The 23,477-nt window shown below is 68.5% G+C and carries 18 protein-coding genes; 12 read left to right on the forward strand and 6 right to left on the reverse strand.

The features are described from left to right. The first annotated feature begins 78 nt into the window (after window positions 1-78). The 6 genes from IEW24_RS24415 (at window position 79) to hflX (ending at window position 8,469) form a co-directional block, all read left to right on the forward strand. A complete protein-coding gene (locus IEW24_RS24415) occupies window positions 79-2,307 on the forward strand; it encodes a sensor histidine kinase NtrY-like (protein ID WP_188583529.1) in 2,229 nt (742 codons plus the stop codon). Between the two features lie 3 nt (window positions 2,308-2,310). Further along, window positions 2,311-3,675, forward strand: a complete 1,365-nt coding sequence (ntrX, locus tag IEW24_RS24420) for a nitrogen assimilation response regulator NtrX (protein WP_188583530.1) — start codon at window positions 2,311-2,313, stop codon at window positions 3,673-3,675. Window positions 3,676-3,809: 134 nt separating this feature from the next. After that, entirely contained in the window at window positions 3,810-5,186 is a 1,377-nt protein-coding gene (gene trkA, locus IEW24_RS24425) for a Trk system potassium transporter TrkA (protein WP_188583531.1), read from the forward strand. A gap of 6 nt (window positions 5,187-5,192) precedes the next feature. Continuing rightward, window positions 5,193-6,611, forward strand: coding sequence for a TrkH family potassium uptake protein (locus tag IEW24_RS24430; RefSeq protein WP_188583532.1), 1,419 nt, complete (start codon window positions 5,193-5,195; stop codon window positions 6,609-6,611). A 214-nt stretch (window positions 6,612-6,825) separates the two neighbouring features. Beyond that, window positions 6,826-7,083 carry an RNA chaperone Hfq gene (gene hfq / locus IEW24_RS24435; RefSeq protein ID WP_188583533.1) on the forward strand — a complete coding sequence of 86 codons (258 nt, stop codon included), beginning with the start codon at window positions 6,826-6,828 and terminating at the stop codon, window positions 7,081-7,083. Between the two features lie 54 nt (window positions 7,084-7,137). Further along, window positions 7,138-8,469, forward strand: a complete 1,332-nt coding sequence (gene hflX, locus IEW24_RS24440) for a GTPase HflX (RefSeq protein WP_244644646.1) — start codon at window positions 7,138-7,140, stop codon at window positions 8,467-8,469. A gap of 12 nt (window positions 8,470-8,481) precedes the next feature. Here the strand turns inward: hflX and IEW24_RS24445 are convergent, their stop codons facing one another. Further along, window positions 8,482-9,636 carry an alpha-hydroxy acid oxidase gene (locus IEW24_RS24445; protein ID WP_188583535.1) on the reverse strand — a complete coding sequence of 385 codons (1,155 nt, stop codon included), beginning with the start codon at window positions 9,634-9,636 and terminating at the stop codon, window positions 8,482-8,484. A 23-nt stretch (window positions 9,637-9,659) separates the two neighbouring features. Continuing rightward, on the reverse strand, window positions 9,660-10,508 hold the full coding sequence (gene mazG / locus IEW24_RS24450; RefSeq protein ID WP_188583536.1) for a nucleoside triphosphate pyrophosphohydrolase: 849 nt from the start codon (window positions 10,506-10,508) through the stop codon (window positions 9,660-9,662). Between the two features lie 88 nt (window positions 10,509-10,596). On the opposite strand from mazG, the gene IEW24_RS24455 reads away from it, so the two are divergent. Further along, on the forward strand, window positions 10,597-11,103 hold the full coding sequence (locus IEW24_RS24455; protein ID WP_188583537.1) for an SAM-dependent methyltransferase: 507 nt from the start codon (window positions 10,597-10,599) through the stop codon (window positions 11,101-11,103). Further along, entirely contained in the window at window positions 11,100-11,717 is a 618-nt protein-coding gene (locus IEW24_RS24460; RefSeq protein WP_188583538.1) for a hypothetical protein, read from the forward strand. The genes IEW24_RS24455 and IEW24_RS24460 overlap by 4 nt, the downstream gene beginning before the upstream one ends. Here the strand turns inward: IEW24_RS24460 and IEW24_RS24465 are convergent. The 3 genes from IEW24_RS24465 to IEW24_RS24475 all read right to left on the reverse strand — a co-directional run bounded on the left by IEW24_RS24465 (window position 11,675) and on the right by IEW24_RS24475 (window position 14,829). Next, window positions 11,675-12,712, reverse strand: coding sequence for a YcjF family protein (locus IEW24_RS24465; protein WP_188583539.1), 1,038 nt, complete (start codon window positions 12,710-12,712; stop codon window positions 11,675-11,677). The genes IEW24_RS24460 and IEW24_RS24465 overlap by 43 nt on opposite strands. Before the next feature lie 85 nt (window positions 12,713-12,797). Further along, entirely contained in the window at window positions 12,798-14,258 is a 1,461-nt protein-coding gene (locus IEW24_RS24470; RefSeq protein WP_188583540.1) for a YcjX family GTP-binding protein, read from the reverse strand. Between the two features lies 1 nt (window position 14,259). Continuing rightward, a complete protein-coding gene (locus IEW24_RS24475; protein ID WP_244644647.1) occupies window positions 14,260-14,829 on the reverse strand; it encodes a SixA phosphatase family protein in 570 nt (189 codons plus the stop codon). A 164-nt stretch (window positions 14,830-14,993) separates the two neighbouring features. On the opposite strand from IEW24_RS24475, the gene IEW24_RS24480 reads away from it, so the two are divergent. From IEW24_RS24480 to dksA, 3 genes are all read left to right on the forward strand, one after another. After that, the gene (locus IEW24_RS24480) at window positions 14,994-16,391 is read left to right on the forward strand and encodes an NAD(P)/FAD-dependent oxidoreductase (protein ID WP_188583541.1); all 1,398 of its coding nucleotides are present in this window, start codon (window positions 14,994-14,996) and stop codon (window positions 16,389-16,391) included. A gap of 96 nt (window positions 16,392-16,487) precedes the next feature. After that, on the forward strand, window positions 16,488-17,339 hold the full coding sequence (locus tag IEW24_RS24485) for a MipA/OmpV family protein (protein WP_244644648.1): 852 nt from the start codon (window positions 16,488-16,490) through the stop codon (window positions 17,337-17,339). A 217-nt stretch (window positions 17,340-17,556) separates the two neighbouring features. Then, on the forward strand, window positions 17,557-17,973 hold the full coding sequence (gene dksA, locus IEW24_RS24490) for an RNA polymerase-binding protein DksA (RefSeq protein ID WP_029005204.1): 417 nt from the start codon (window positions 17,557-17,559) through the stop codon (window positions 17,971-17,973). Between the two features lie 133 nt (window positions 17,974-18,106). On the opposite strand, the gene IEW24_RS24495 is transcribed toward dksA, so the two are convergent. Further along, a complete protein-coding gene (locus IEW24_RS24495; RefSeq protein WP_188583542.1) occupies window positions 18,107-19,987 on the reverse strand; it encodes a flagellar biosynthetic protein FliO in 1,881 nt (626 codons plus the stop codon). Between the two features lie 240 nt (window positions 19,988-20,227). Between IEW24_RS24495 and IEW24_RS24500 the strand changes: the two genes are divergently transcribed. Next, on the forward strand, window positions 20,228-22,855 hold the full coding sequence (locus tag IEW24_RS24500) for a hybrid sensor histidine kinase/response regulator (RefSeq protein ID WP_244644649.1): 2,628 nt from the start codon (window positions 20,228-20,230) through the stop codon (window positions 22,853-22,855). Window positions 22,856-23,477 lie beyond the last annotated feature (622 nt).

Consider the following 23,477-nt stretch of genomic DNA (forward strand, 5'->3'; position numbering starts at 1 on the left):
CCCCGGCCACCAGATTCGAGAAGCGATGTAACCCGTGCGTGCCGTGTCCGGTCGCGCGTGTCAGGAGTGGCGTGACCCATGACTCCAGCCGTGGTGGACAAGACGGCCGACAGCGGCCCCATCACGCCGTCCGGGATTGCGTTCGGCATTGTGGCGCCCATCGTCGTGGTTCTCGCGCTGGTTTCCGCGCTGGCCACCTTCCTCATCCTCATGGGCCTCACCCCGGTGGTGCCCACCCATCAGATCGTCATCAGCTTGCTGCTGGTGAATGCCGGTGCGGTGCTGGTGCTGAGCTCCATCGTGGGGCGCGAGGTCTGGCGCATCGCCAAGGCGAGGGCACGCGGCCGCGCGGCGGCGCGCCTGCACATCCGCATCGTCGGCCTGTTCGCGGTGGTCTCCGTGGTGCCGGCCATTCTGGTGGCGGTGGTGGCCAGCCTGACGCTGGACCGGGGACTGGACCGCTGGTTCTCCATTCGCACGCAGGAGATCGTGCAGAGCGCGGTCTCGGTGGCCCAGACCTACGTGCGCGAGCATGCGCTGAATATCCGTGGCGACCTGCTCGCCATGAGTGCGGACATGACGCGGCTGAAGCCGCTCTATGACAGCGACCGGCCGCGCTTCAATCAGATCTTCACCGCGCAGGCGGCGCTCAGGAACCTGCCGGGCGCCATGATCATCCGCCGCGATCTCTCGGTGGTGGAAAAGGCCAATGTGAACATCGGTCGCGAATTCCTCGTGCCGAGCAACATCGCCATCGGCGACGCCACCACCGAGCAGCCGGTGATCTATCTGCCGTCCGACGCGGATTTCGTCGGCGCAGTGGTGCCGCTGAAAGATTTCGAGGATCTCTTTCTGTATGTGGCCCGGCCTATTGATCCGCGCGTCATCGGCTATCTGAAGACCACGCAGGAGACGCTGGCGGATTATCGCAGCCTGGAGGAGCGCCGTTTCGGCGTGCAGGTGGCGTTCGCGCTCATGTATGCGGTGATAACGCTCATCGTGCTGCTTTCCGCCGTATGGCTCGGCATCAATTTCTCCAAGTGGCTGGTGGCCCCCATCCGCCGCCTGATGTCGGCCGCCGATCATGTGGCCGCCGGCAATCTCGATGTTCAGGTGCCGATCTATCGGGCCGAAGGCGACCTCGCCACGCTGGGCGAGACCTTCAACAAGATGACCCAGGAACTGCGCACCCAGCGTGAGGCCATCCTCAAGGCGCGCGACCAGATCGACAGCCGTCGCCGCTTCACCGAGGCTGTGCTCTCGGGCGTCGGGGCGGGCGTCATCGGTCTCGATTCCGACGAGCGCATCACCATCCTGAACCGCTCAGCCGAGCGCCTGCTGGGCCTCAGCGAGGTGGAGGCACTGGGGCGCCCGCTGGCTGAAGTGGTGCCGGAGACGGCGGCGCTGCTGACGGAGGCCGAGACCTCCCGTCAGCGCAGCCTGCAAGGCAACATCACCCTGACCCGCGAGGGCCGGGAGCGCACCTATGCGGTGCGTGTCACCACCGAGCAGTCCACCGAGGCCGACCACGGCTGGGTGGTGACGCTGGACGACATCACCGAGCTGATCAGCGCCCAGCGCACCTCCGCCTGGGCGGACGTGGCGCGACGCATCGCCCATGAGATCAAGAACCCGCTGACCCCGATCCAGCTCTCGGCCGAGCGCCTCAAGCGCAAGTTCGGCAAGCACGTGACGCAGGATCGCGAGGTGTTCGACCTGTGCACGGACACCATCATCCGGCAGGTGGGCGACATCGGCCGCATGGTCGATGAATTCTCCTCCTTCGCCCGCATGCCCAAGCCCGTGGTGGACAGTCAGGATCTGGCTGAAACCATGCGCCAGACCGTCTTCCTCATGCGCGTCGGCCACCCCGCGGTGCAGTTCGACGCCGAAATTCCCAGCTCCCTGCCGGCGCGGTTCGACCGCCGGCTGATTTCCCAAGCCCTGACCAACATCCTCAAGAACGCCTCCGAGGCCATCGAGGCCGTGCCGGACGACGTGCGAGGCCAAGGACGCATCCGCATCCGTGCGGAGCGCGTCGGAGAAGACCTTGTGATGGACATCATCGACAACGGAACCGGTCTCCCGCAGGAGAGCCGCAACCGTCTGCTGGAGCCTTATGTGACCACGCGCGAAAAAGGCACGGGCCTCGGCCTCGCCATCGTCGGCAAGATCATGGAGGAGCATGGCGGCGGCATCGAGCTGTACGACGCTCCCGAAGGCCGCGGCGCATGGATCCGCCTGCGCATCCGCGCCGACGGGCCGAAGGCCGAGGCGGCGCCCGCCGCCAAGACGGGGAGCAACTGAGCCATGGCCCATGACATCCTGATCGTGGATGACGAGCCGGACATCAGCGGTCTCGTCGCCGGCATCCTCGAGGACGAGGGCTATTCCGCCCGCACCGCCCGCGATGCGGACAGCGCGCTGGCCGAGATCGCCACGCGCCGCCCCAACCTGATCTTCCTCGACATCTGGCTGCAGGGCTCGCGGCTGGATGGCCTTGAGATCCTCGACATCATCAAGCGCGAGCACCCTGAGGTGCCGGTGGTGATGATCTCGGGTCACGGCAACATCGAGACGGCGGTGGCCGCCATCAAGCGCGGCGCCTACGACTTCATCGAGAAGCCGTTCAATGCCGACCGTCTCGTGGTCATCACCGAGCGCGCGCTGGAGACCCTGCGCCTGCGCCGCGAGGTGCGCGAGCTGAAGCAGCTCACCCAGCCGCACACCATGGTGGGCCGCTCCAGCGTCGTCGCCCAGTTGCGGGCGACCGTGGATCGCGTCGGCCCCACCAACAGCCGCATCATGATCGTCGGTCCCTCCGGCTCCGGCAAGGAACTGACCGCACGCCTGATCCATGCCGCCTCCGGCCGTGCGCAGGGGCCGTTCGTGGTGATCAACGCGGCCGCCATCACCCCCGAACGGCTGGAGTACGAGCTGTTCGGCGTCGAGGAAGGCGAGGGGCGCGAGCGCCATCGTGGCGCGCTGGAAGAGGCGCACGGCGGCACGCTGTTCCTCGACGAGATCGCCGACATGCCGCGCGAGACGCAGAACCGCGTCCTGCGCGTGCTGGTGGAACAGACCTTCAGCCGCATCGGCAGCGCGGAGAAGGTGCGCGTGGACGTGCGCATCATCTCCTCCACCGGTCGCCATCTGGAAGAGGAGATCGCCGCCGGACGCTTCCGCGAGGATCTCTACCACCGCCTCTCGGTGGTGCCGATCCGCGTGCCGCCGCTGGCTGAGCGGCGCGAGGATATTCCTGACCTCGTGGACTTCTTCATCGAGCTGATCTCGCAGACCACCGGCCTGCCGCGCCGCAAGGTGGGCGAGGACGCCATGGCGGTGCTCCAGTCGCATGACTGGCCCGGCAACGTGCGCCAGCTGCGCAACAATGTGGAGCGCCTGCTGATCCTGGCCGGCGGCGATGCGGATGCGGAAGTCACCGCCTCCATGCTGCCGCCGGACGTAGGCGCACTGGTGCCCAGCCTGCCCAACGGCAATGGCGGTGAGCACCTCATGGGCCTGCCCCTGCGTGAGGCGCGCGAGGTGTTCGAGCGCGAGTATCTGGCGGCGCAGATTAACCGCTTCGGCGGCAATATCTCGCGCACGGCGGAATTCGTTGGCATGGAACGCTCGGCCCTCCACCGCAAGCTGAAGGCGCTGGGCGTAGGCTGACGGCGGGCGAACGGGTAAGGTCGCTGGCGGTGCCCCGCTCCCTTGAGTCGAAGGGCAGGGCAGTCACCGGCGGGCAGGGCGAGGGACGGCGCGCACGGGGCGAAAGTTCCGGCGGGCCTTGAGGGGATGAGCCAATGAAGGTCGTGATCTGCGGGGCGGGGCAAGTGGGGTTCGGCATCGCCGAACGCCTCGCTGGTGAGCAGAACGACGTCTCCATCATCGACGCCAATCCGCGCCGCATCCAGATCGCCACCGAGCAGCTCGACGTGCGCGGCGTGGTGGGCCACGGCTCGCATCCGGACGTGCTGGCCCGCGCGGGCGCCGAGCAGGCGGACATGCTGATTGCCGTCACCCTGCATGACGAGGTGAACATGGTGGCCTGCCAGGTGGGCCATTCCCTGTTCAACGTGCCCACCAAGGTCGCCCGCATTCGGGCGCAGACCTATCTGCAATCCGACTGGCGGGGCCTGCTCTCGCGCGATCATCTGCCCATCGATGTGGTGATCTCGCCCGAGATCGAGGTGGGCGAGATGGTGCTGCGCCGCCTCTCGCTGCCGGGCGCCATCGACACCGTGTCATTCGCCGATGGCTCGGTGGTGGTGGCGGGCGTCTATTGTGGCGAGACCTGCCCCATCGTGGACACGCCGCTCAACCAGCTCACCCAGCTGTTCCCGGACCTTCAGGCCACCATCGTGGCCATCAACCGGGGCGGCAAGGTTTCGGTGGCGCGCTCCGGCGACCATCTGCTCACCGGCGACATCGCCTATTTCGTCGCGCAGGCGGATCAGGTTGGGCGCACCCTCTCCATCTTCGGCCATGACGAAATCCCGGCCCGTCGCATCATCATCGGCGGCGGCGGCAACATCGGCCTCTATGTGGCGCAGGAACTGGAGAAGCGGAACCCGGGCGCGCGGATCAAGCTCATCGAGCATAATCGCGAGCGAGCCCAGACCATCGCCGAGTCCCTGAGCCGCTCCGTGGTGCTGCAGGGCGATACGCTGGCGCGCGAAATTCTGGACGAAGCCGGGGTTGCCGACAGCGACACCATGCTGGCGCTCACCAATGACGATCGCATCAACATCCTCTCCTGCCTTCTGGCCAAGCAGCTCGGGGCCCAGCGCATCCTCGCGCTGGTGAACGAGCAGGGATATGCCGGCTTCGCGCAGGGGCTGGGCATCGATGCCTATGTGAACCCTCGCCAGATCACGGTCTCCAAGGTGCTTCAGCATGTGCGGCGCGGGCGCATCCGCGGCGTGCACTCGCTGCTGGACGGCGCGGGCGAGATGATCGAGGCCGAGGCGCTGGAAACCTCGCCGCTGGTGGGCCGGCCGCTCAAGGACATCGACCTGCTGCACGATCTGCGCATCGGCGCCATCGTGCGCAACGGCGTGGTCATGCTGCCGCGTGGCGATACGGTGGTGCGGGCGCAGGATCGCGTGGTGCTCTATGTGGGTGCGGAGAACATCAAGCGCGTGGAGCAGCTTTTCCGCGTCAGCCTCGAATTCTTCTGAGCGCTCATGATCGCCGCCATCCGCCTGCTGGCTCTGGTGCTCGCGCTGGTCGCGGCGGCTGCACTCGTGCCGACGCTGGCCTCGCTCGCCGCCCGCGACGGCATGGCGGGTGGGTTCCTAGCCACCGTCCTTGGCTGCACTTTCCTGTCGGGGGCGGTCTATTTCTCGGTCCACGGACGCTCAGGCCGCATGCGCCGCCTGCATCTGTTCGGCGCCATGGCCGGGCTCTGGGTGCTGGTGCCGCTGGTGGCGGCGCCGGCCATCGCCTTCACCACCGGCATGCCCATGCGCGCGGCGCTGCTGGAAGCGGTGTCCGCCTTCACCACCACGGGCCTCACTTCGGTGAAGCAGGGGCCGGTGGGCCTGTTCATCTGGTTCGCGCTGCTGCAGTGGAGCGGGGGACTGCTGACCATCGTCACCGGCATCGCCGTGCTGGCGCCTGCCGGCGTGGGCGGGCTGCCCGACCGGGCCACGGGCACGGGCGAGGCGCAGGAGGCCATCGATCTGGTGGACGCGCTGCGCGACGTGGTGCCCATCTATGGCGCCGCGACCCTGCTGGCATTCGTGCTGCTGCTGCTCACCGGCCCGTCGCTCTACGCGGCTTTCTGTCTGGCCACGGCAGTCACCTCCACCGGCGCCCATCTGCCGCCCGAGGCGCATCAGATGCTGGCGGAGGGGCTGGCGACCAAATGGGTGATGCTGCCGTTCCTGTTGTGGTCGGCCACCAGCGTGCGCTGGCACAAGGCGCTGGCCTCGCGCCGCGTCAATGCGGCGCCCGAGCAGACCGAGAGCCTGTTCATCTTCGGCTACTGGCTGGTGCTTGGCATCCTGCTCGCCGCCTATTTCTTCCGGGGTGAGGCCCATCTGTCGCTGGCCGATGCGGTGCCGGACGGGTTGTTCGCGGCGGCCTCGCTGATCTCCACCACGGGACTGGCGCCCTATGCGGGGGCCTATGCCCATGTGCCGGCCGGGCTGGTGCTGGTGGTGGCCTTCGTGGGCGGCGGCGCGCTGTCCGTGGCGGGCGGGCTGAAGGTGCTGCGGGTGCGCGCCATGCTTCTGCGGGCGCGAGGCGACCTGCTGCGCCTCGTCTATCCCAATCTCGTGCAGCCCTCGCGTACGGGGGAGGGGGGCGTGGGCTCGGCCATGCGCGGCGTGTGGGTCGGCGCCATGGCGCTGTTCATGAGCGTGTCCGTGGTGCTGGTGGTGATCGCCTCCAGCATGCCAAGCTTTGACGCGGCCCTCACGGCGGCGGTGGCGGTGGTGAGCAATACCGGGCCGATCTATAGCGAGGCTGGCGCGGGCTGGCCGAGCCTGTCCGCCCTCAACCCGCTGGCGGGGCTGGCGGCGGCGTTCGGCATGATCGCCGGGAGGCTGGAAACGGTGGGAGCCTTCGTGCTCATCCATCTCGCCTTCTGGCGAAACTGAAGGCGCTTCATGGCGCTGGCGGAAGCGGAATGGGTATTCCGTTGAGGCAGTGCGCATCCCCCGCGCGATTATGTTGCAGAGCAAAATAATGTTGCACTGGCGTCTCGCTGTGCCATGCTAGGGACGGAATTCCCGCCTCCACAGCTTGATGTCGCCCCCAGGGCGGCATGGGCCGTGAGGTGGCGGGGCAACGCCGAAAGAAACGGATACGAAAATGGCGGCGGAACGCACACAAAATCTGCAAGACACCTTTCTGAACCACGTCCGCAAGAGCAAGGTCCCGCTCACCATCTTCCTGGTGAACGGCGTGAAGCTTCAGGGCGTCGTCACCTGGTTCGACAACTTCTGCGTCCTGCTTCGTCGCGACGGGCACTCGCAATTGGTCTACAAGCACGCTATCTCCACGATCATGCCCGGACATCCGGTGCAGTTGTTCGACCCCACCGACGAGGTGGCCGCGGAGAAAGCGTGATCCTGCGTGGAGCTTAAGGGACCGAAGGGGACAGCCGGGGGTGGATCGAAGGGCGTGGACCGTCACGCTCCCTCGACTCGCTGTGCCGTCATCACGCCGCAACTCTCCAAGCGCGCCGCCCGCGCCGGTTCCGACCGGCGCAGCCCTGAGGCGCGCCTGGAAGAGGCGGTGGGCCTTGCCGCAGCCATCGATCTCGATGTGGTGTTCAAGGGCCTCGTCCTCCTCTCGGAGGTGAAGCCGGCCACCTATCTGGGCTCCGGCAAGGTGGAAGAGATCGCCGGCATCGTGCAGGCCGAGGAAGTTGGCCTTGTCTTCGTCGATGCCGCCCTTTCCCCCGTCCAGCAGCGCAATCTGGAAAAAGCCTGGTCCGCCAAGGTGGTGGACCGCACGGCGCTGATTCTCGAAATCTTCGGCAGCCGCGCCCGCACCAAGGAAGGCACGCTGCAGGTGGAGCTTGCCCACCTGAACTACCAGCGCTCGCGCCTCGTGCGGTCCTGGACCCATCTGGAGCGTCAACGCGGCGGCTTCGGCTTCCTCGGCGGCCCCGGCGAAACCCAGATCGAGGCCGACCGCCGGCAGATCGGCGAGCGCATCCTGCGCATCGAGCGCGATCTGGAGCAGGTGAAGCGCACCCGCGCCCTCCATCGCACCAGCCGCAAGCGCGTGCCCTATCCGGTCGCAGCGCTGGTGGGCTACACGAACGCTGGCAAGTCCACCCTGTTCAATCGGCTCACCCGAGCCGAGGTGATGGCGCAGGACCTTCTGTTCGCCACCCTCGACCCGACGCTGCGCGCGGTGGACCTGCCGCACGGCACCCGCGTCATCCTCTCCGACACGGTGGGCTTCATCTCCGAACTGCCCACCCAGTTGGTGGCTGCCTTCCGCGCCACGCTGGAAGAGGTGATCGAGGCGGACGTGATCCTGCACGTGCGCGACATCTCCCATCCCGACACCGAGGCGCAGGCCGCCGACGTGCGCGACGTGCTCACCGAACTGGGCGTGGACCCGGAGGCGGGCGGGCGCGTGGTGGAGGTGTGGAACAAGATCGACCTTCTGCCGGAGGACGAGCGTGACCGCATGGTCAACACCGCCGCCCGCGCCGACGCGACGGACCGGCCCACGCTCGTCTCTGCCTTGACGGGGGAGGGGGCGGACGGACTGCTCGACCGCATCGAGAGCCTGATCACCGCCGGCCGCGTCATGCTGACCGTCACGCTGCCCGCCGAGGACGGCGAGGGGCTCGGCTGGCTCTATCGCATCGGTGAGGTGATGGAGCGCGAGATCGGCGAGGACGGTCTGATGCGCGCCTCGCTGCGCATCCTGCCGGAGCGCGTGGACCTTGTGAAACGCCGCTTCGGCGCGGCGCAGGTCCGCACCGAAGTCTGAGAAGCCGGCGCGTCAGAGGCGCGCCGGGTCCAGCAGAGTCTCCGGCAATTGCTCCAGACGCGTGAGGCCGAGCAGGGCCATGGTGGTGTCCAACTCGGCGCGCAGGATCTCCAGCACCCGGATTGCTCCCGCGCTGCCGCCTGCCGCGAGACCATAGAGCGGGGCACGGCCCGTCAGCACGCCATCGGCGCCCAGCGCCAGATATTTCGCCACATCGCTGCCCCGCCGCACGCCACTGTCCGCGAGGATGGTCAGACGCTTGCCGGCGGCAGCCACGATGGAGGGCAGCACCTGCGCCGTGTGCGGCAGGCAGTCGAGATTGCGCGAGCCATGGGTGGAGACGACGATGCCGTCCACCCCATGCTCCACGGCCTTCACCGCGTCGGCCGGGCGCAGCACGCCCTTGAGGATCAGCCGCCCCCGCCAGTGCTTGCGCAGGATCTCCACGTCCTTCCATGACACGTCGGTGGCGAGGCTGATCTCGTCGCCCACCGCCGTGCGGCCGATGGGCGTGCGGAACTCGTCCGGATAATGGGCGAATACCGGCATGCCGTCCTTCAGCAGCGTGCGGGCGAACACGTTCACCAGCCAGCGGGGATGGGCGAGCACGTCGAGGGTGGAGCGCAGGGTGGGCTGGATCGGAATGCCGAAGCCGTTGCGCTTGTTGTATTCGCGATTGGGCGAGACGGCGGTGTCGATGGTCAGCACCAGCGCTTCCGCCCCCGCGCCCATGGCACGGTCGAGCAGGGCCATGGAGCGGGCGCGGTTCTTCCAGACATAGAGCTGGAACCACAGCCGCGCGCCCGAGCCCTCGGCGATGCGCTCGATGGTGGTCATGGACTGGGTGGAGACGCAGAAGGGAATGCCATGGGCCTTCGCCGCCTTGGCCATCTCCACTTCGCCGTCATGGCCCATGAGGCCGGCGACGGCGGTGGGGGCGATCACCAGCGGGGTCGGCTGGGCGACACCGAACAGGCTCGTGTCCTGCCGCCGCTGCGACACGTCCACCAGCGCCTGCGGCGCGAGGCGGATGGCCTCCAGCACCGCCCGGCTGCCACGCAGCGAGACTTCGTCCTCCGTGCCGCGATCGAGATATTCGAACAGGCCGCGCGGCAGGAAAGCGCGGGCGCGGCGGCGCGCGTCTTCCACATTCAGGATCTCGGACATGGCGGCACTCGGCAAGGGGGGAATCAGTCGCGGGCGTCGCCATTCGGCGCGTGCTCGGTGAGCTTGGCCTGTTGCCACAGGGCTTCCATCTCGTCGAGAGTGGCGTCCTGCGGCTTCATCCCGCGTGCCGCCAGAACCCCTTCGAGAAAGCCGAAGCGGCGGGCGAACTTCTCATTGGTGCCGCGTAGCGCCGCCTCGGGGTCCACCCCCGCATGGCGGGCCAGATTCACCACCGCGAACATCAGGTCGCCGATCTCGTCCTGGATGGCAGCAAGGCCGCCCGCGTCCAGAGCCTCGGACACCTCTTCGGTTTCCTCGCGGATCTTGTCCAGCACGGCGCGGGCATCGTTCCAGTCGAAGCCCACACGGCCTGCCTTCTCCTGCAGCTTGAAGGCCCGCGTCAGCGCGGTCATGGCCAGCGGAATACCGTCCAGCGCCCCGCCTTTCGTCTCCGGCGGCAGGCCGGCGGCGGCACGGTTCGCGGCACGCTCGGCCTTCTCGGCGTCCTTGATTTCGGACCACAGAGCCTTGACCGCCTCGGGGCTGAGGTCGCGGGCATTGCCGAACACATGCGGATGGCGGCGGACCAGTTTGGAGGTGATGGCTTCCACCACATCCCCCAGCTCGAACAGGCCCTGCTCCTGCGCGAGGCGGGCGTGAAACACCACCTGCAACAGCAGGTCGCCCAGTTCGTCCTTCAGATCCGCAAGGTCCCCGCGCGCTATGGCGTCGGCCACCTCATAAGCTTCCTCGATGGTGTAGGGGGCGATGGTGGAGAAATCCTGCTCCAGATCCCACGGGCAGCCGGTCTCCGGGGTCCGCAGCGCGGCCATGATCTCCACGAGGCGGGCAAGATCGCGGGAGGGCTGCATCAGGGGCTCCTTGGGGACGGGACGGACAATGCGCAGCAGGGACGCAACGTCACCGGCACGCTATAGAGGGGTGGGAGGAGAGAGCCTTATGTCCGCATCCGAGTCCAGCCTTTCGCCGTCATCCCCCCCTGCATGGGACCAGTTGCGTCCCGGCGAGCGGGCGGTGGATGTTCCGTCCGCCTATGACGCGGGCCTGTTCTTCGTCGGCCGCATCCGCACGCCTTTTCCGGATCGCTCCGCCTGCCCGAAGCGGGCCACGCCAGAGGGGCCGGAATGCACGCTGGAGCTGGATCCGCGCTGGGCGGAGGCGCTGACCGGCGTGGTGCCCGGCAGCTGGATGCAGGTGCTCTACTGGATGGATCAGGCACGCCGCGACATCGTGCTCCAGAGCCCGCGCCATGACGGCACCGTCACCGGCACCTTTTCCCTGCGCTCCCCCGTGCGCCCCAACCCTATCGCATCCACCGTTGTGAAGGTGCTGGCTGTCGACGGGCTGAAGGTGAAGGTGCGCAGCCTCGACTGCGTGGACGGCACGCCGCTGGTGGACCTGAAGCCGGACTATTGCCCCCATGACGACGGCCCCGCCGTCACATGACCGCCTCCGACACCCCAGTGTCGCTGGATGAGAGCGAAGGTCGCCTCACCTACACCTATCGCCCCCGCATGGCCGGCGCCGCCACCCGCGTGGTGCTGGATACACGTGCCGCCGAAGGCGTGCTGGAATGGACGGTGGGCGCCCATTCCGGCCGCCTGCCCCTGAAGGAGATCACCCATCTGCGCCTGCGCCACGAACTGGGTCAGTTTGGGGGCGCCAGCTACACCCTAATCATCCGCGCGGAGGGCGGCCTCACGCTGCGCCTCGGCTCGGTGTCGCGCACCGGGCTGACCGGCACGGTGGCGCAGGGCCCGGCCTTCGTGGGCTTCCTCTCCGCGCTGCATGCTGCGCTGGGGCGTGAGCGCAGCGCGGTGCGCTATGACGCGGGCCTGCCCGCGTGGCGCTGGTGGCTGATGCTGGGGCTTGGCAGCCTCACCGGCGTCGGTGTGCTCTGGCTGGCGCTTGAGGCGTGGCGGTCCGGCATGGGCACGGAGGCGGCGATCATGCTCGGTCTCGCGGCGGTGCTGTGCTGGCCGCTGGCCGAGACCCTGTGGCGCAATACGCCGGGGGCCTATTCGCCCTCGGCGCCCCCGCCGCGTTTGCTGCCGGGCTGAGCCTTCGCTGGCGCGGCATCGGCTTCCGCTTTGCGGATGAGGCCGGTGGCCACGTCCGACAGGCGCGGGGCTGGCAGGGCCGCGAAGGGCAGGGGACGGGTGACGGCGATGGCGGCAAGGCCGAGCCGCGCCGTCAGCAGGCCGTTGACCACGCCTTCACCGAGGCGTGCGGAGAGTTTGGCCGCGAGACCGTGTCCGAGGATCTGCTGCACGAGGCTGTCGCCGGCCGCCATGCCTCCTGTAACGGCGAGATGGCTCAGCACATGCCGACCGAGCTTGAGCATGCCGAGGAAGCCGGGCCGCCCGCCATAGAGATCCGCCAGCCGCCGCATCAGGGTGATCGCGGTGTAGAGCACGAAGAACAGGTCCACCGCCGCGCGCGGCGAGACGGCCGTGACCACCGACACCCGCTTGGCGGCATCCGACACCAGCGCACGGGCCTGCGCATCCAGCGGCGCCATGAGCGTGCGCTCGGTGAGGCGTACGAGATCGGCGCCGTCGATGATGGCGCCGAGATGGGTGGAGAGGTCGCCGCGCGCCTTGGCGAGGCGTGGGTTTTCCTTGGAGAGCGCGATCAGGGCCCGGGCCACGCCCTCCGCCTCGGGCCGGTCGTCGCGGGCGAGCGCATCGGCAGCGCGGGCGCGCAGGGTGTCGAGAGAGGAGAGGCGGGCCAGCCCCAGCGCCTCACGGGCGATGAGGGCGATGACCGCCACGGCCAGCAGAGCCGTGAAGCCGAGCCCCACCGCGCCCAGCCATTCGGCGCGGGCGAACAGGTCTTCCACGAGGCGGGTGACGGCAAGGCCGGCGCCGAGGCTGACGAGGCCGCCCAGCGCCGTCCAGAACAGGCCACCGATGGAGAACAGCCGGCGTTTCGGCGGCGCCACCGGCGCCAGCGCGGGTTCGGCCACCTCCGGCAGCGTTTCGGCCGGCGCGAGGGTGAGCCCGGCATCCTCCATCCGGAAGATCTCCGGCCGCCGTCCGCGCTGCTCTGCCATTCCCGATATGCTCCTTGCCCAATCTCGGTTTGCGAGGCGGTTTCACGGGGCGGATTGTCCGATCTGCCCCGATCCGGCTCGGCGGTCAGGCCAGCCGGTCGCCCAGCAGGAACTGCAGCGCCCGGTCCAGCCGGATATGGGGAAGCGGCGCGCCCGCGCCAATGCCGGCCGGCGGGCGGAAGCGCACGAAGCGGAAGTCCGCATCCACGCCGTCGGCCGCCGAGAGGCCGCGAAAGCCGGTGCCACCGGGTTCGAACAGGCTGTCGGGCACCTGCGGCAGGTCTCCGGGAAACACGCCCACTTCCTCCTGCCCGTCGAACACGTGCCCGTGCACTTCCTGTCCGGCCTCCGGCGTGCCGACGATAGCCGGCAGCAACTGGCCGGAGCGGTTGACCGAGGCTTCCCGCGTCGCCCGCACGGCGGACAGGGCGGCCACATCAAACAGCGCACCTTCCGCCTTGGCGCGGGTGAGCGCGCGGTCCACGAGCCGCTGGAGGATGGCTTCCAGCCGGTCGTGGCTGGTGTGATGCAGATGGTCGGCCTTGGTGGCGGCGAACAGCACCCGCTCCACGCGGGGGCGGAACAGGGCGCTGACGAGGCTGTTCCGCCCTAGCCGGAAGGCGGCCAGGATGCTGTCCAGCGCCCGCTCCAGATCGGCCAGCGCGGCGGGACCGGCATTCAGCGCGGAGAGCGCATCCACCAGCACGATCTGCCGGTCGAGCCGGGCGAAGTGATCGCGGAAAAAGGGGCGCACCACGGCGGACTTATAGGCCTCGAACCGCCGCTCCATCATGGCCGCCAGCGAGCCCGCGCGCGGCGTGGTGCCGGACGGGATGTCGAGCGGGGCAAAGGTCAGGGCCGGCGAACCTTCCAGATCCCCGGGCATGAGGAAGCGGCCGGGGGGCAGCAGGCTCATGGCCACCCGCTCGGTACGGCAGGCGGCCAGATAGGTGGTGAAGGTGGCGGCCAGCTGTCGCGCCGATGTCTCGTTCTCGGGGCCCGACGCCGCGGTGGCGGCCAGCGTCGAGAGGAAGGGCGAGGCCATGGCGGCCCGCGCCGGATCGCGCGCCAGCGCGAGGCTGGTGCGTGAGAAGTCGGCAAAGCTCATGTCGAGCAGGGGCAGATCGAGCAGCCACTCGCCGGGATAGTCCACGAGATCCAGCGTCAGCGTGCGCTCTCCGCCGCGCGGCGGTGCATAAGTGATGACAAGTCGCAGTTCGCTGATGCGCGTGGTGGAGGCGGGCCAGACCCGCTCCACCGTGATCTGCCGCAGGTGATCCTCATAGGCAAAGCGCGGCACCGCATCGTCCGGCTGCGGTTTCAGGGCTGCGGAGGTGATGCGGCCGGAATTGGCCGCATCGAACACCGGCAGGCGCCCGCCCCGGATCAGCGCATGGACGAGGGCGGTGGTGAACACCGTCTTGCCCGCCCGCGACAGGCCGGTGACGCCCAGCCGCAGCGTCGGCGCGGCGATGTCCTCCACCCGGTCGATGAGCGAGCGCAGCCCGATGCGGGCCTCGTCCAGAAGCGTGATGCGTGCGGTCAAATCAGTCGTCCACGGCCAGCGCCCGGGGCGTCACAAAGCGGTCGAGCCGGCCGGAATCCTCGGCCATGTCCGCCCAGTCGTCCACCGGCAGGTCGATGACCGCCAGCGCGCCGGTGGGGAATTTCTCCTGCATGCGCTCGCGCGCTACGCCGGAGCCGCCGGCCACCAGCAGATCAGCCAGCCCTTCCATGCCCGGATTATGGCCCACCAGCATGAGGACATGCGCCTGTGCCGGCTGTTCCCGCACCACAGACATCAGGCGCTCGGTGGGCGCCTCATAGATGCGGCCGTCGTGCTCCACATCCATGCTGGGCGGCAGGAGGGGTTCAACGAGGCTCCAGGTCTCCTGCGTGCGGCGGGCGGGGGAGACCAGAACCAGATCCGGGATCAGTCCCTCATTGGCCAGATACTGGCCCATGCGCGGTGCCGCGAGACGGCCGCGGGGCGCCAGGGGGCGGTCGAGATCGGTCATTCCGTCGGGCCAGTCGGACTTGGCGTGGCGGAGCAGGATGAGGCGGCGCATGGAGCGTTCGGATGCCTGAATCAGGAGGGTGACGAAGCGGAACACCATGCTAGCACGGCGCCCATGGCGATCCCGTGGCACCGCGTGCCGCACCTTGGGGCAGGAAAAGGGGACACATTCCCGTGATCGCCCGTTCCGCGTGTGTTCTGCGCGAGCCACTCGACGCAGGGTGACGTATCACCGCAGAATTGGAAGTGGCGAAGGGGGAAGCCATGCCGGCCGTTGCACCGCCTGATCTTGATGCGGATGCCTGCGTCGTCGGCGGCAGCATTGCCGGCCTGATGATCGCGCTCCGGCTGGCGCGGCAGGGGCTGGACGTATTGCTGCTCGAGCGCGGGCTGATCACGCCGGTGCGCCGTCCCGCCGTCCTTGCCGCCGGCACCACGCTGTGGCTGGGCGACACCGGCAACCGCTTCTCCAAGGAACGGGCGCGCGCCACCTTCGATCTGTCGCTGGAGGCCATGGCGAAGGCGCTGGCTCTGTTCGACGAACTGGGCGTGGAACGGCAGGGGCGCGGTCTCCTGCGGGTGGCCGCCGCGCACGAAATGGCGCTCCTCGATGCGGAGGCCGAGGCCCGCGACCTGTTGGGCCTCGTGGAACTGAGGCGCTGGTCGCGGGACGAGATCGAGGCAGTGACCGCGAGCCCCCGCTATGCGGGCGCATTCTATGAGCCGCATGGCGTCCTGTTCGACATGGAGGCCCTTGGCGCGGCCCTGACGACGGCGGCGCAGGCGGCCGGCGTGCGCATCCTTGAGCTGACGCCGGCTACGGCGGCGGACCTCGGCGGCGTGCGCAAATATGTGCAGACCTCCGAGGGGCGTGTGCGCGCCAACCATGTGGTGCTGTGCGCCGGACGGGGCCTCGGCCGGGTGGCGCCGTGGCTGGCGGGTGCACTCGGGCGTGAGCACTGGGTGCGCGGCGGCTTCGCGGTGCGCACGGCCCGGCCCGACTTCTCCGGGCTGGTGGCCGAGCCGGGCTGGCGGGGCGGCCGGTTCGTGCCGTCCAGAGGTGAGCTGATGTTCGAGGCGCCGACTGCCACCGCCGTTCATGGCGAGGTGCCGGCGGCGGTGGCGCTGCGGCGGCGGGCGCGGGCGGTCTATCCGGAATTGCGCATCCGCCTTGCTGAGCATGCGGGTGGCTTCAGCCAGTCCCGCGCGCCGCACGGTCTGCCGCTGATCGGCGAGCATCGGCCCGGCGTCTGGCATGCGGCGGGGCTGGGCGCGAACGGGCTCGCCAATGCGGCGCTGGCGGCCGATGTGATTTGCGCGGGCATCATCGAGCGCAGCCGGCAGATCGACGAACTGGCGGCTCCGGCACCGCGCTATGCCTTCGGAACCGTGGGACGGGTGGCGACGACGGCGGCCTTCTGGACCTCGCGTCTGCGCGACCAATGGGCGCACATGAAGGCGGAAGGTGCGGCGCGTCGGGCCGAAGCGCTGGCTGCGACAGCGCAGGGCGCCATGCCGGTCCGCCATGCCGGTGGACCACATGAACGGCGTTCCACTTCTGTCCATGCGCCCCAGCCTCATCCTGCGGCGGGCCATGTGGCACCGGCAACGCGTGGAGAGCTGGCGGGGGAGGGGCAAGCGTCCTCCGTCACGACCTCTTAACCTTGAGCCATTCGCTGGACTTTCGTTGTATTTCTGCAACCAAAGCCCGGCCACACGCCGCTAGGGTGACGCCACGTTTTTTATGAGGTGGATTCCGTGGCCCGTACCCTTTCGATGTCCTCCGTGGCGCTGGTGGCGTTTCTCGGTCTCGGTGCCCAGGGCGCGCTTGCGGCGGATTTCGCCTACAAGGCCTCCCCTCAGCCGGCCATGACCGGCACCACGGAAGACTGGTACCTGACCATCGGCGCTTCGGCCAAGGTGGTGCCGGATTATCCGGGCTCGGACGACTACGGCTTCGCGCCGGGCTTCATCTTCCGCATCTCCAAGGCTTCGGGCCTCAATGTCTTCCGCAGCGTGGACGACAATCCGTCCATCGCGCTGTTCGACACCGGCCGCTTCCGCATCGGCGCGGTGGGCAGGCTGGACTGGGGCCGGGACGAGGATGATTCCGATCGCCTCCGCGGCCTCGGGGACGTGGACATGTCGGTGGAGCTGGGCGGTTTCGCCGAGTGGTACGCCATGGACTGGCTGCGCCTGCGCGGCGAGCTGCGCTACGGCTTCGGCGGCTTCAGCGGCCTGATGGGCGATCTGGCCGCCGATGTGATCGTGCCTTACGAGAGCTGGCGCTTCGCCGTCGGCCCGCGGCTGAAGTTCGCCTCTTCCGGCTACATGCAGGAATATTTCGGCGTCACCCCGTGGCAGTCCTTCTCGGCCACCTACCTGCTGAACCCGCTGCCCATCTACAATGCGGGCGGCGGCGTGCAGTCCTGGGGCGCGACCGCCCAGCTGACCAAGAACTTCGGCAATGGCTACGAGGCCGGCGTGTTTGCCTCCTACAACCGTCTGGTGGGTGACGCTGCGGATTCGCCGCTGACCGACTCGGCCAACCAGTTCACGGCCGGCATGTCGCTCAGCTACACCTTCAACATGGGCAAGGCCTGGTGGTGAGCTGCCGGGGCGGCATAATGCCTGCCTGTTTGTTGGGCTGATCCCTTCAAAATCATTGTCCTACGCCATTCCGGCGGGTCCTGCGGGGCCCGCCGGTTTGCATTTGCGCGTGCCTCTGCATCTCTCGATTGCGATGGTTGTTGTCGGAACGGCGGCTGCTGGATATAAGCGCGGCGACCCGACGGGGATCGGCGTAGCGGTATCGAGGACTTTGCGGATGTCGATCAGCATCGACGAGGACTATCGCCCCCGCGAGGACGAGCCTTTCATGAACGATCGGCAGCGGGAGTATTTTCGACTCAAGCTGTTGAATTGGAAGGAAGACATCCTTCGGGAAGCGCGTGAGACGCTGCAGCACCTTCAGGACGAGAACCAGAATCATCCGGACCTGGCGGATCGGGCCTCCTCGGAGACCGATCGCTCCATCGAGCTGCGGGCTCGCGATCGCCAGCGCAAGTTGATCGCCAAGATCGACGCCGCGCTCCAGCGCATCGAGGACGGATCCTACGGCTATTGCGAGGACACGGGCGAGCCCATTTCGCTGAAGCGTCTGGAGGCCCGCCCCATTGCCACCTTGTCGGTGGAAGCCCAGGAGCGGCATGAGCGCCGCGAACGGGTCTATCGGGACGATTGAGCGCCCGACGCTTCCGCCCCGGCGCGCCGGCGGCGGATCGCGCTTTCCAATAAATATGGCCGGGCCTGTCTTCAGGCCCGGCCTTTTTATTTGCCGCTGAGCGGGGGAAAGGGGCGGCCAGCGGCCGCCCGCATCACGCCTTGTCGGTGCCGGTGCGGCCCAGAAGGTTGGCCATTTCCGCTTCCAGCTCATCGAACGGGTCGATGGCGGGAGCGGCCTTGGCCTTGTCCTCTTCCTTGGCCTCGGCTTTGGCTTCGGCAGCGGGCGCATCCTTGGCGGCCTCGGCCTTCGCCGCTTCTTCCACGGCGATTTCCGCCATGCGCAGCTCCAGCGCGGCGATAGTCACCGGGCCCGTATGAGCCGCCGGTTCCGCGACTGACGGTTCGGTGGCAGCCGCCACCACTTCGGGCGGAGCGGGATGGGGCGCTTCCGGGGCCGGAGCTTCGACCGGGGGCGCAGCTTCCGGCGCAGGCTCGGCCGCGACCACCACGGCCGGAGCCTCGACGGCTGGCGCGGTGGCTTCAGGCGCGGTCACTTCGGGGGCCACCGGAGACTTCACCTCAGGCGCGGGGCCGGCCAGATCGCCCAGCAGGTCTTCCACGGTCAGGGCCGGGATGACCGACGCGGCAGCGGCGGCAGCCACCACCGGCGCGACGGGAGCTTCAACCTTCGGAGCGGCCGGCTTTTCGGGCGCGGCCGGGGCATCCTTGGCGAGCGAGCGGCCGAGCGAGGCTTCAAGGCGGGCAGCGAGGTCGCCGAGACGGGGCTCCTCGCGCTTGAGGCTGCTGGGCCGGTTCGCGAACAGCGATTCCCGGCGTGTGGGCACGGGCCGTTCGGTGGTTTCCGGCACCGACAGGTTCGGGGCCGGCCGGCGGAAGCTCTCGCGCAGGCCGGGTGCCTCCGCAGCGGGGGCCTCCGGGGCCGGAGCGCTGACGGTGGGCTCGTCCGAGCCCAGCTTGCGGTCGCGCAGGGCGCGGATGCCGAAGCCGGGGGCATCGGTGCTCGAAACCGGGCGGCGCGACAGGAAGGAGCGGCGCGGGGCTTCCGCCGGCACGGCCGGCTCGGCCACGGATGCGACAGCCACCGGGGCTGGCTCCACCTTGATCTCTTCCGGCTTCACCTCTTCGAGCTTCACCTCCTCGACCTTGGCGGGCTCGGGGCTCGCTTCCTCGGCCTTCGGGGTGTCCGTCTTCACGTCCTCGATGGGCGTCTCGGCGACCGTGGTCACGACGACGGGCTCGGCAACCTTGGCCTCGGCGATCTCGGGTTCCGGCGCCGGGGAGGCGAGGGGGGCATCAGCCGGGGGCGTCTCCAGCACAGGCTCCACCACCGGCTCGACCGGAGCGGCACGCTCGGTGCGATCAAGGCCGCGCAGGGAGGCCATGCGGCCTTCCACGCCACGCGGATCCGCATAGCGGCTTTCACCGGCCTTGCGGTCGAAGGCGCGGGGTTCCGGCGCACGCAGATCGTCGCCTTCCGGGGACGGGGCTTCCAGCGGCTGATCGCCGGCGAGACGGCGCTGGGGCAGCGGCTGGCGATTGTTGAGGGCGCGGGCGGACAGCGGCTCGCGCACCGGAAGCGCCTCGGGGGCTTCGCGGTTGGGCAGAGCGTCGCGGGTTTCGCGCGGCGGCAGGGCATCGCGGGCTTCGCGGGGCGGCAGGGCCTGCGTGCGCTGAGCCGCGTCCCGGGCGGCGATCGCCTCGCGCTGCGTGTTCATGTCGCGGGCCTGCGGCCGGCCGATGCCGGATTCGATCACCACGTCGGCGTTGCCGCCCACGAGCAGGAGGTGTTCCACTTCGTCGCGGCGGACGAGAACGAGCTCACGCTTCTGATCCACCTGAACCCGGTCCATGACCGCGACACGGTGGCGCGAGCGGCCGATGCCGCCACGGCTGCCGCCGCCGCCCAGGCGCCGTACCAGAAGCAAAGTGAGGACGAGCAGCGCGATAATGACGGCAAGGGCGATCGCCACCCGCGCCTCAAGCGCCAGCCCGCCGAATAGATCCTGCAACATCAACCCTCCTTATCGCTGTCCGCGGTGCCAATAGCATGAACCGACACGGGACGCGCGAGCGGGTGCTAATTTCCGGCCTTGCCGGATTGCCTAAGAAATTGTTGACGATCCAGCGAGGATTTCAACCAATGCCGCAAGTTTGCGTTAATTTCCGGGAATCAGCGTGACCCGCACGCGATATATGCGATGCTCAAAGCCGCCCTTTCGCCACAGGACGGGCCGGCAGACAGGGATGAGTTGATGACAGGCGGAGCAGGAGCGCCGGATTTCAATCCGGTGGTCGGGCCACCCGCGCGCAGATCGCCGCGCTTTGGCCGGCTGGTCCTTGCGGGTGCTGGATTTGCGGGCGCTTTTCTCGCTGTCTTTCTTCAGGGTAGCGGTTCTTCCTGGCTCCTGCCGGTGCTCGCCTCGCTGGCCTGCCTCGGGGTGTTCGCGCTGGTCCAGGCGGTCCTGAGCTTCGGGCTCACGCGCGACAAATATGGCGAGGAACTCTCCCGTGCCCTGATGGCCGGGACGAGCGATGGTGTGGCGGTACTGGAGAATGGCGAGACCATTCTGGCCACCAATGCCGCTTATCTGCGCCTGACGCGCAGCCGCGAGGGGCAGGCGCCCATTCCGGAGCGTTTCCTCAATCGCATCCCCGGCGGCCAGGAGCCGCTGGCCGATCTGCTGCGCTCGCTGGCGGATGGTAATCCGGCCACGCGCGCCTTCCGCTTCGACACCGAGGACGACGGGCGGCGCCTGCACGTCTCGGTGTATCCGCTGGGTAGCCGTCGCCGCGCCATGTGGATGATTTCTCTCAGCGGCGGGCAGGCTGTCGCCGCCGTCGCGCCTGCTCCCACCTCCGAGGCTGCGGCTGTTTCCGCCGCGGATGCTGAGCCCGCCGCCGTTCCGGCGCAGGTGCGTGCCATGCCGGCTCCCGCCCGGCGCGTGGAAGAGGCGCCGGTCACGGCTTCCATTCCCAATGACGGGCAGGCTGCCGCCGGCCTGCTGTCGCTCTGGGAGATGGCACCGCTCGGCATGTTCGTGCTGTCGCGTGATGAGGCGTGGCTGCCCAACGGGGCGCTCGCCCGTGCCCTCGGCTATGACCTCGCCGAGATCGGCAACGGCCATCTGGCTTTCCAGGAACTGATCTCGCCCTCGTCCGCCCCCGCCGTCATCGGTGCCCTGACCAAGGGCCGCACGGGGCCTGAGGGCATGGATCTGGATGTGGTCCGCAAGGATGGCTCGGTGTTGCGCACCCGTGCGTTCGTGGGCGGGCGGCCCATGGGCGAATGCGTGGTGGTTCTGACGCCGCAGATCGCGGCGGGTGCCGTGTCGGCGCCCGCACTTGCCGTGGTCGCGCCCGCGCCTGTGGCGCCCTCGGCCGTCGCCCGCGCGGTGGACGATGCGGCTTTCTTCTCCCGCTCCCCGCTCGCCATGGCGACGCTGGACGGGCGCGGCCTGATCGCCGAGGCCAATGCCAGCTTCGCGCGCCTGTTCGCCAATGGCGGCCACATCGGCGGCGCTCCGCTTCAGCGCTTCGTCTCGGAGCGTGACACGGCGGGTGTCGCGCAACTGGTGGAAGATGCCCTTCGCGACGGCGCTCCCCAGCCGCTGGAAGTGACCATCTCCGCCGATGGCGGGCGCTCCGCGCGGCTCTATGCCGCCACCATGGGCGCTGCCGGCGGGGCGGCGGTCTATGCGGTGGACACCACGGCGCAGAAGGCGCTGGAGGCCCAGTTCGCGCAATCGCAGAAGATGCAGGCCATCGGCCAGCTCGCCGGCGGCGTCGCGCATGATTTCAACAACGTCCTGACCGCCATCATCGGCTATTGCGACCTGCTGCTGGCCAGCCACCGGCCGAGCGACCCGTCCTTCCCGGACATCATGCAGATCAAGCAGAATGCCAACCGGGCGGCGGGGCTGGTGCGCCAGTTGCTGGCCTTCTCCCGGCGGCAGACCATGCGTCCGCAGGTGATCCAGCTCACCGACGTGATCTCGGACCTGTCCATGCTGCTGCGGCGGCTGATCGGCGAGACCATCACGCTGGAGGTGGAGCACGGCCGCGACCTGTGGCCTGTGAAGGTGGACGTGAACCAGTTCGAGCAGGTGATCGTGAATCTGGCGGTAAACGCCCGTGATGCCATGCCGAATGGCGGCGTGCTGACCCTGCGCACCGGCAATGTCATCGCCGCCGAATGCGCGCCCTACGAGGGCAGCCTGCCGGCCGCCGACTATGTGCTGGTGGAAGTCATCGACACCGGCACCGGCATTCCGCCTGATATCATGGACAAGATCTTCGAGCCCTTCTTCTCCACCAAGGAGGTGGGCAAGGGCACGGGGCTTGGCCTGTCCACCGTCTATGGCATCGTCGAGCAGACCGGAGGCACCATCCTTGCCGCCAGCGCGGAAGGGGAGGGCACCACTTTCCGGGTCTTCCTGCCGCGCCACGCGGCCGAGTTGGAAGCCGCCGAGGCAAAGCCCGCCGAGGCTGATACGCGCTCGGCGGATCTGACGGGGCAGGGGACCGTGCTGCTGGTGGAAGACGAGGACGCCGTGCGCGCCTTCGCCACCCGTGCGCTGACCGCTCGCGGCTATCAGGTGATGGCGGCCTCCGGCGGCGCCGAGGCGCTGGCGCTGGTGGATGAGGGGCAGCACCGCTTCGATCTGGTCATCTCCGACGTGGTGATGCCGGAGATGGACGGGCCGACGCTGCTCCGCGAGCTGCGCTCACGGCATCCGAACCTGAAGGTGATCTTCATTTCCGGCTATGCCGAGGAGGCCTTCGCCCGCAACTTGCCGGCGACCGAGACCTTCTCCTTCCTGGCCAAGCCCTTCTCGCTGAAGCAGCTGGTCGCGGCGGTGAAGGAAGCCATCGCGTCCTGACCGGACCATTCAGGCGTCAGTCTGTCCTGCCCGTCAGAGCGAGACGGACTGACGTTCTGGGCTGCCCCGCAGCGGCCGAATCCAACGGCCATTTCAGGTCTCCGTGGCTTTCCCCTTCGCCCGCCTCGTGCGGGCGAAATTATTGTTGTCCCATGCATTTTTGCCGATCTAGCCATGCGGTGGGCGCGCTCGCCCCGCGTCGCCGGTCCTTATGACGTCCGATCTTCTGGGGATGATCGGAATTGTTCCAGAAAATGGAAAATCATCTCAGGTGCGTTGCAGCAAAATCGGCGTGTACCGGCATCTGTCCGCCTATCTAGATTGCAAGCGTCAGGCAGGCTGGCCGTGTAGGATGGTTCCAGACAGAGGCCACGCCCAGCCCCTCTCGCGGATGCGGCGGGCCAAACATTGGCGTGGCAATGGCGCGGCGGGAGTGTGGCAAAATATGATCGCGTACAAACGATCGGCACCATCCGCAACGGTAACAGAGTCAACGACAAACACTGTTGTCGCGGCAACTGGAGTGAACTCCGGCGCGGCACCAAGCAACCGTTTCCGAGATTTGTTGCAGTGCACTATGTTCTTGGAACATTTTAAGGTGAGGGAGAACGCTGTCGCTCTT

This window comes from Azorhizobium oxalatiphilum (genome assembly GCF_014635325.1).
Classification (GTDB): domain Bacteria; phylum Pseudomonadota; class Alphaproteobacteria; order Rhizobiales; family Xanthobacteraceae; genus Azorhizobium; species Azorhizobium oxalatiphilum.

Excerpts from the sequence above, each read along its gene's own strand:
- IEW24_RS24415 (WP_188583529.1), top strand. The coding sequence starts at position 79 with ATGACTCCAGCCGTGGTGGACAAGACGGCCGACAGCGGCCCCATCACG.
- IEW24_RS24475 (WP_244644647.1), bottom strand. The coding sequence starts at position 14,829 with ATGGTGTTCCGCTTCGTCACCCTCCTGATTCAGGCATCCGAACGCTCC.
- mazG (WP_188583536.1), bottom strand. The coding sequence starts at position 10,508 with ATGCAGCCCTCCCGCGATCTTGCCCGCCTCGTGGAGATCATGGCCGCG.
- IEW24_RS24460 (WP_188583538.1), top strand. The coding sequence starts at position 11,100 with ATGACCGCCTCCGACACCCCAGTGTCGCTGGATGAGAGCGAAGGTCGC.
- IEW24_RS24430 (WP_188583532.1), top strand. The coding sequence starts at position 5,193 with ATGATCGCCGCCATCCGCCTGCTGGCTCTGGTGCTCGCGCTGGTCGCG.
- IEW24_RS24455 (WP_188583537.1), top strand. The coding sequence starts at position 10,597 with ATGTCCGCATCCGAGTCCAGCCTTTCGCCGTCATCCCCCCCTGCATGG.
- dksA (WP_029005204.1), top strand. The coding sequence starts at position 17,557 with ATGTCGATCAGCATCGACGAGGACTATCGCCCCCGCGAGGACGAGCCT.
- IEW24_RS24495 (WP_188583542.1), bottom strand. The coding sequence starts at position 19,987 with ATGTTGCAGGATCTATTCGGCGGGCTGGCGCTTGAGGCGCGGGTGGCG.
- IEW24_RS24480 (WP_188583541.1), top strand. The coding sequence starts at position 14,994 with ATGCCGGCCGTTGCACCGCCTGATCTTGATGCGGATGCCTGCGTCGTC.
- ntrX (WP_188583530.1), top strand. The coding sequence starts at position 2,311 with ATGGCCCATGACATCCTGATCGTGGATGACGAGCCGGACATCAGCGGT.
- IEW24_RS24465 (WP_188583539.1), bottom strand. The coding sequence starts at position 12,712 with ATGGCAGAGCAGCGCGGACGGCGGCCGGAGATCTTCCGGATGGAGGAT.
- IEW24_RS24500 (WP_244644649.1), top strand. The coding sequence starts at position 20,228 with ATGACAGGCGGAGCAGGAGCGCCGGATTTCAATCCGGTGGTCGGGCCA.
- trkA (WP_188583531.1), top strand. The coding sequence starts at position 3,810 with ATGAAGGTCGTGATCTGCGGGGCGGGGCAAGTGGGGTTCGGCATCGCC.
- hfq (WP_188583533.1), top strand. The coding sequence starts at position 6,826 with ATGGCGGCGGAACGCACACAAAATCTGCAAGACACCTTTCTGAACCAC.
- IEW24_RS24445 (WP_188583535.1), bottom strand. The coding sequence starts at position 9,636 with ATGTCCGAGATCCTGAATGTGGAAGACGCGCGCCGCCGCGCCCGCGCT.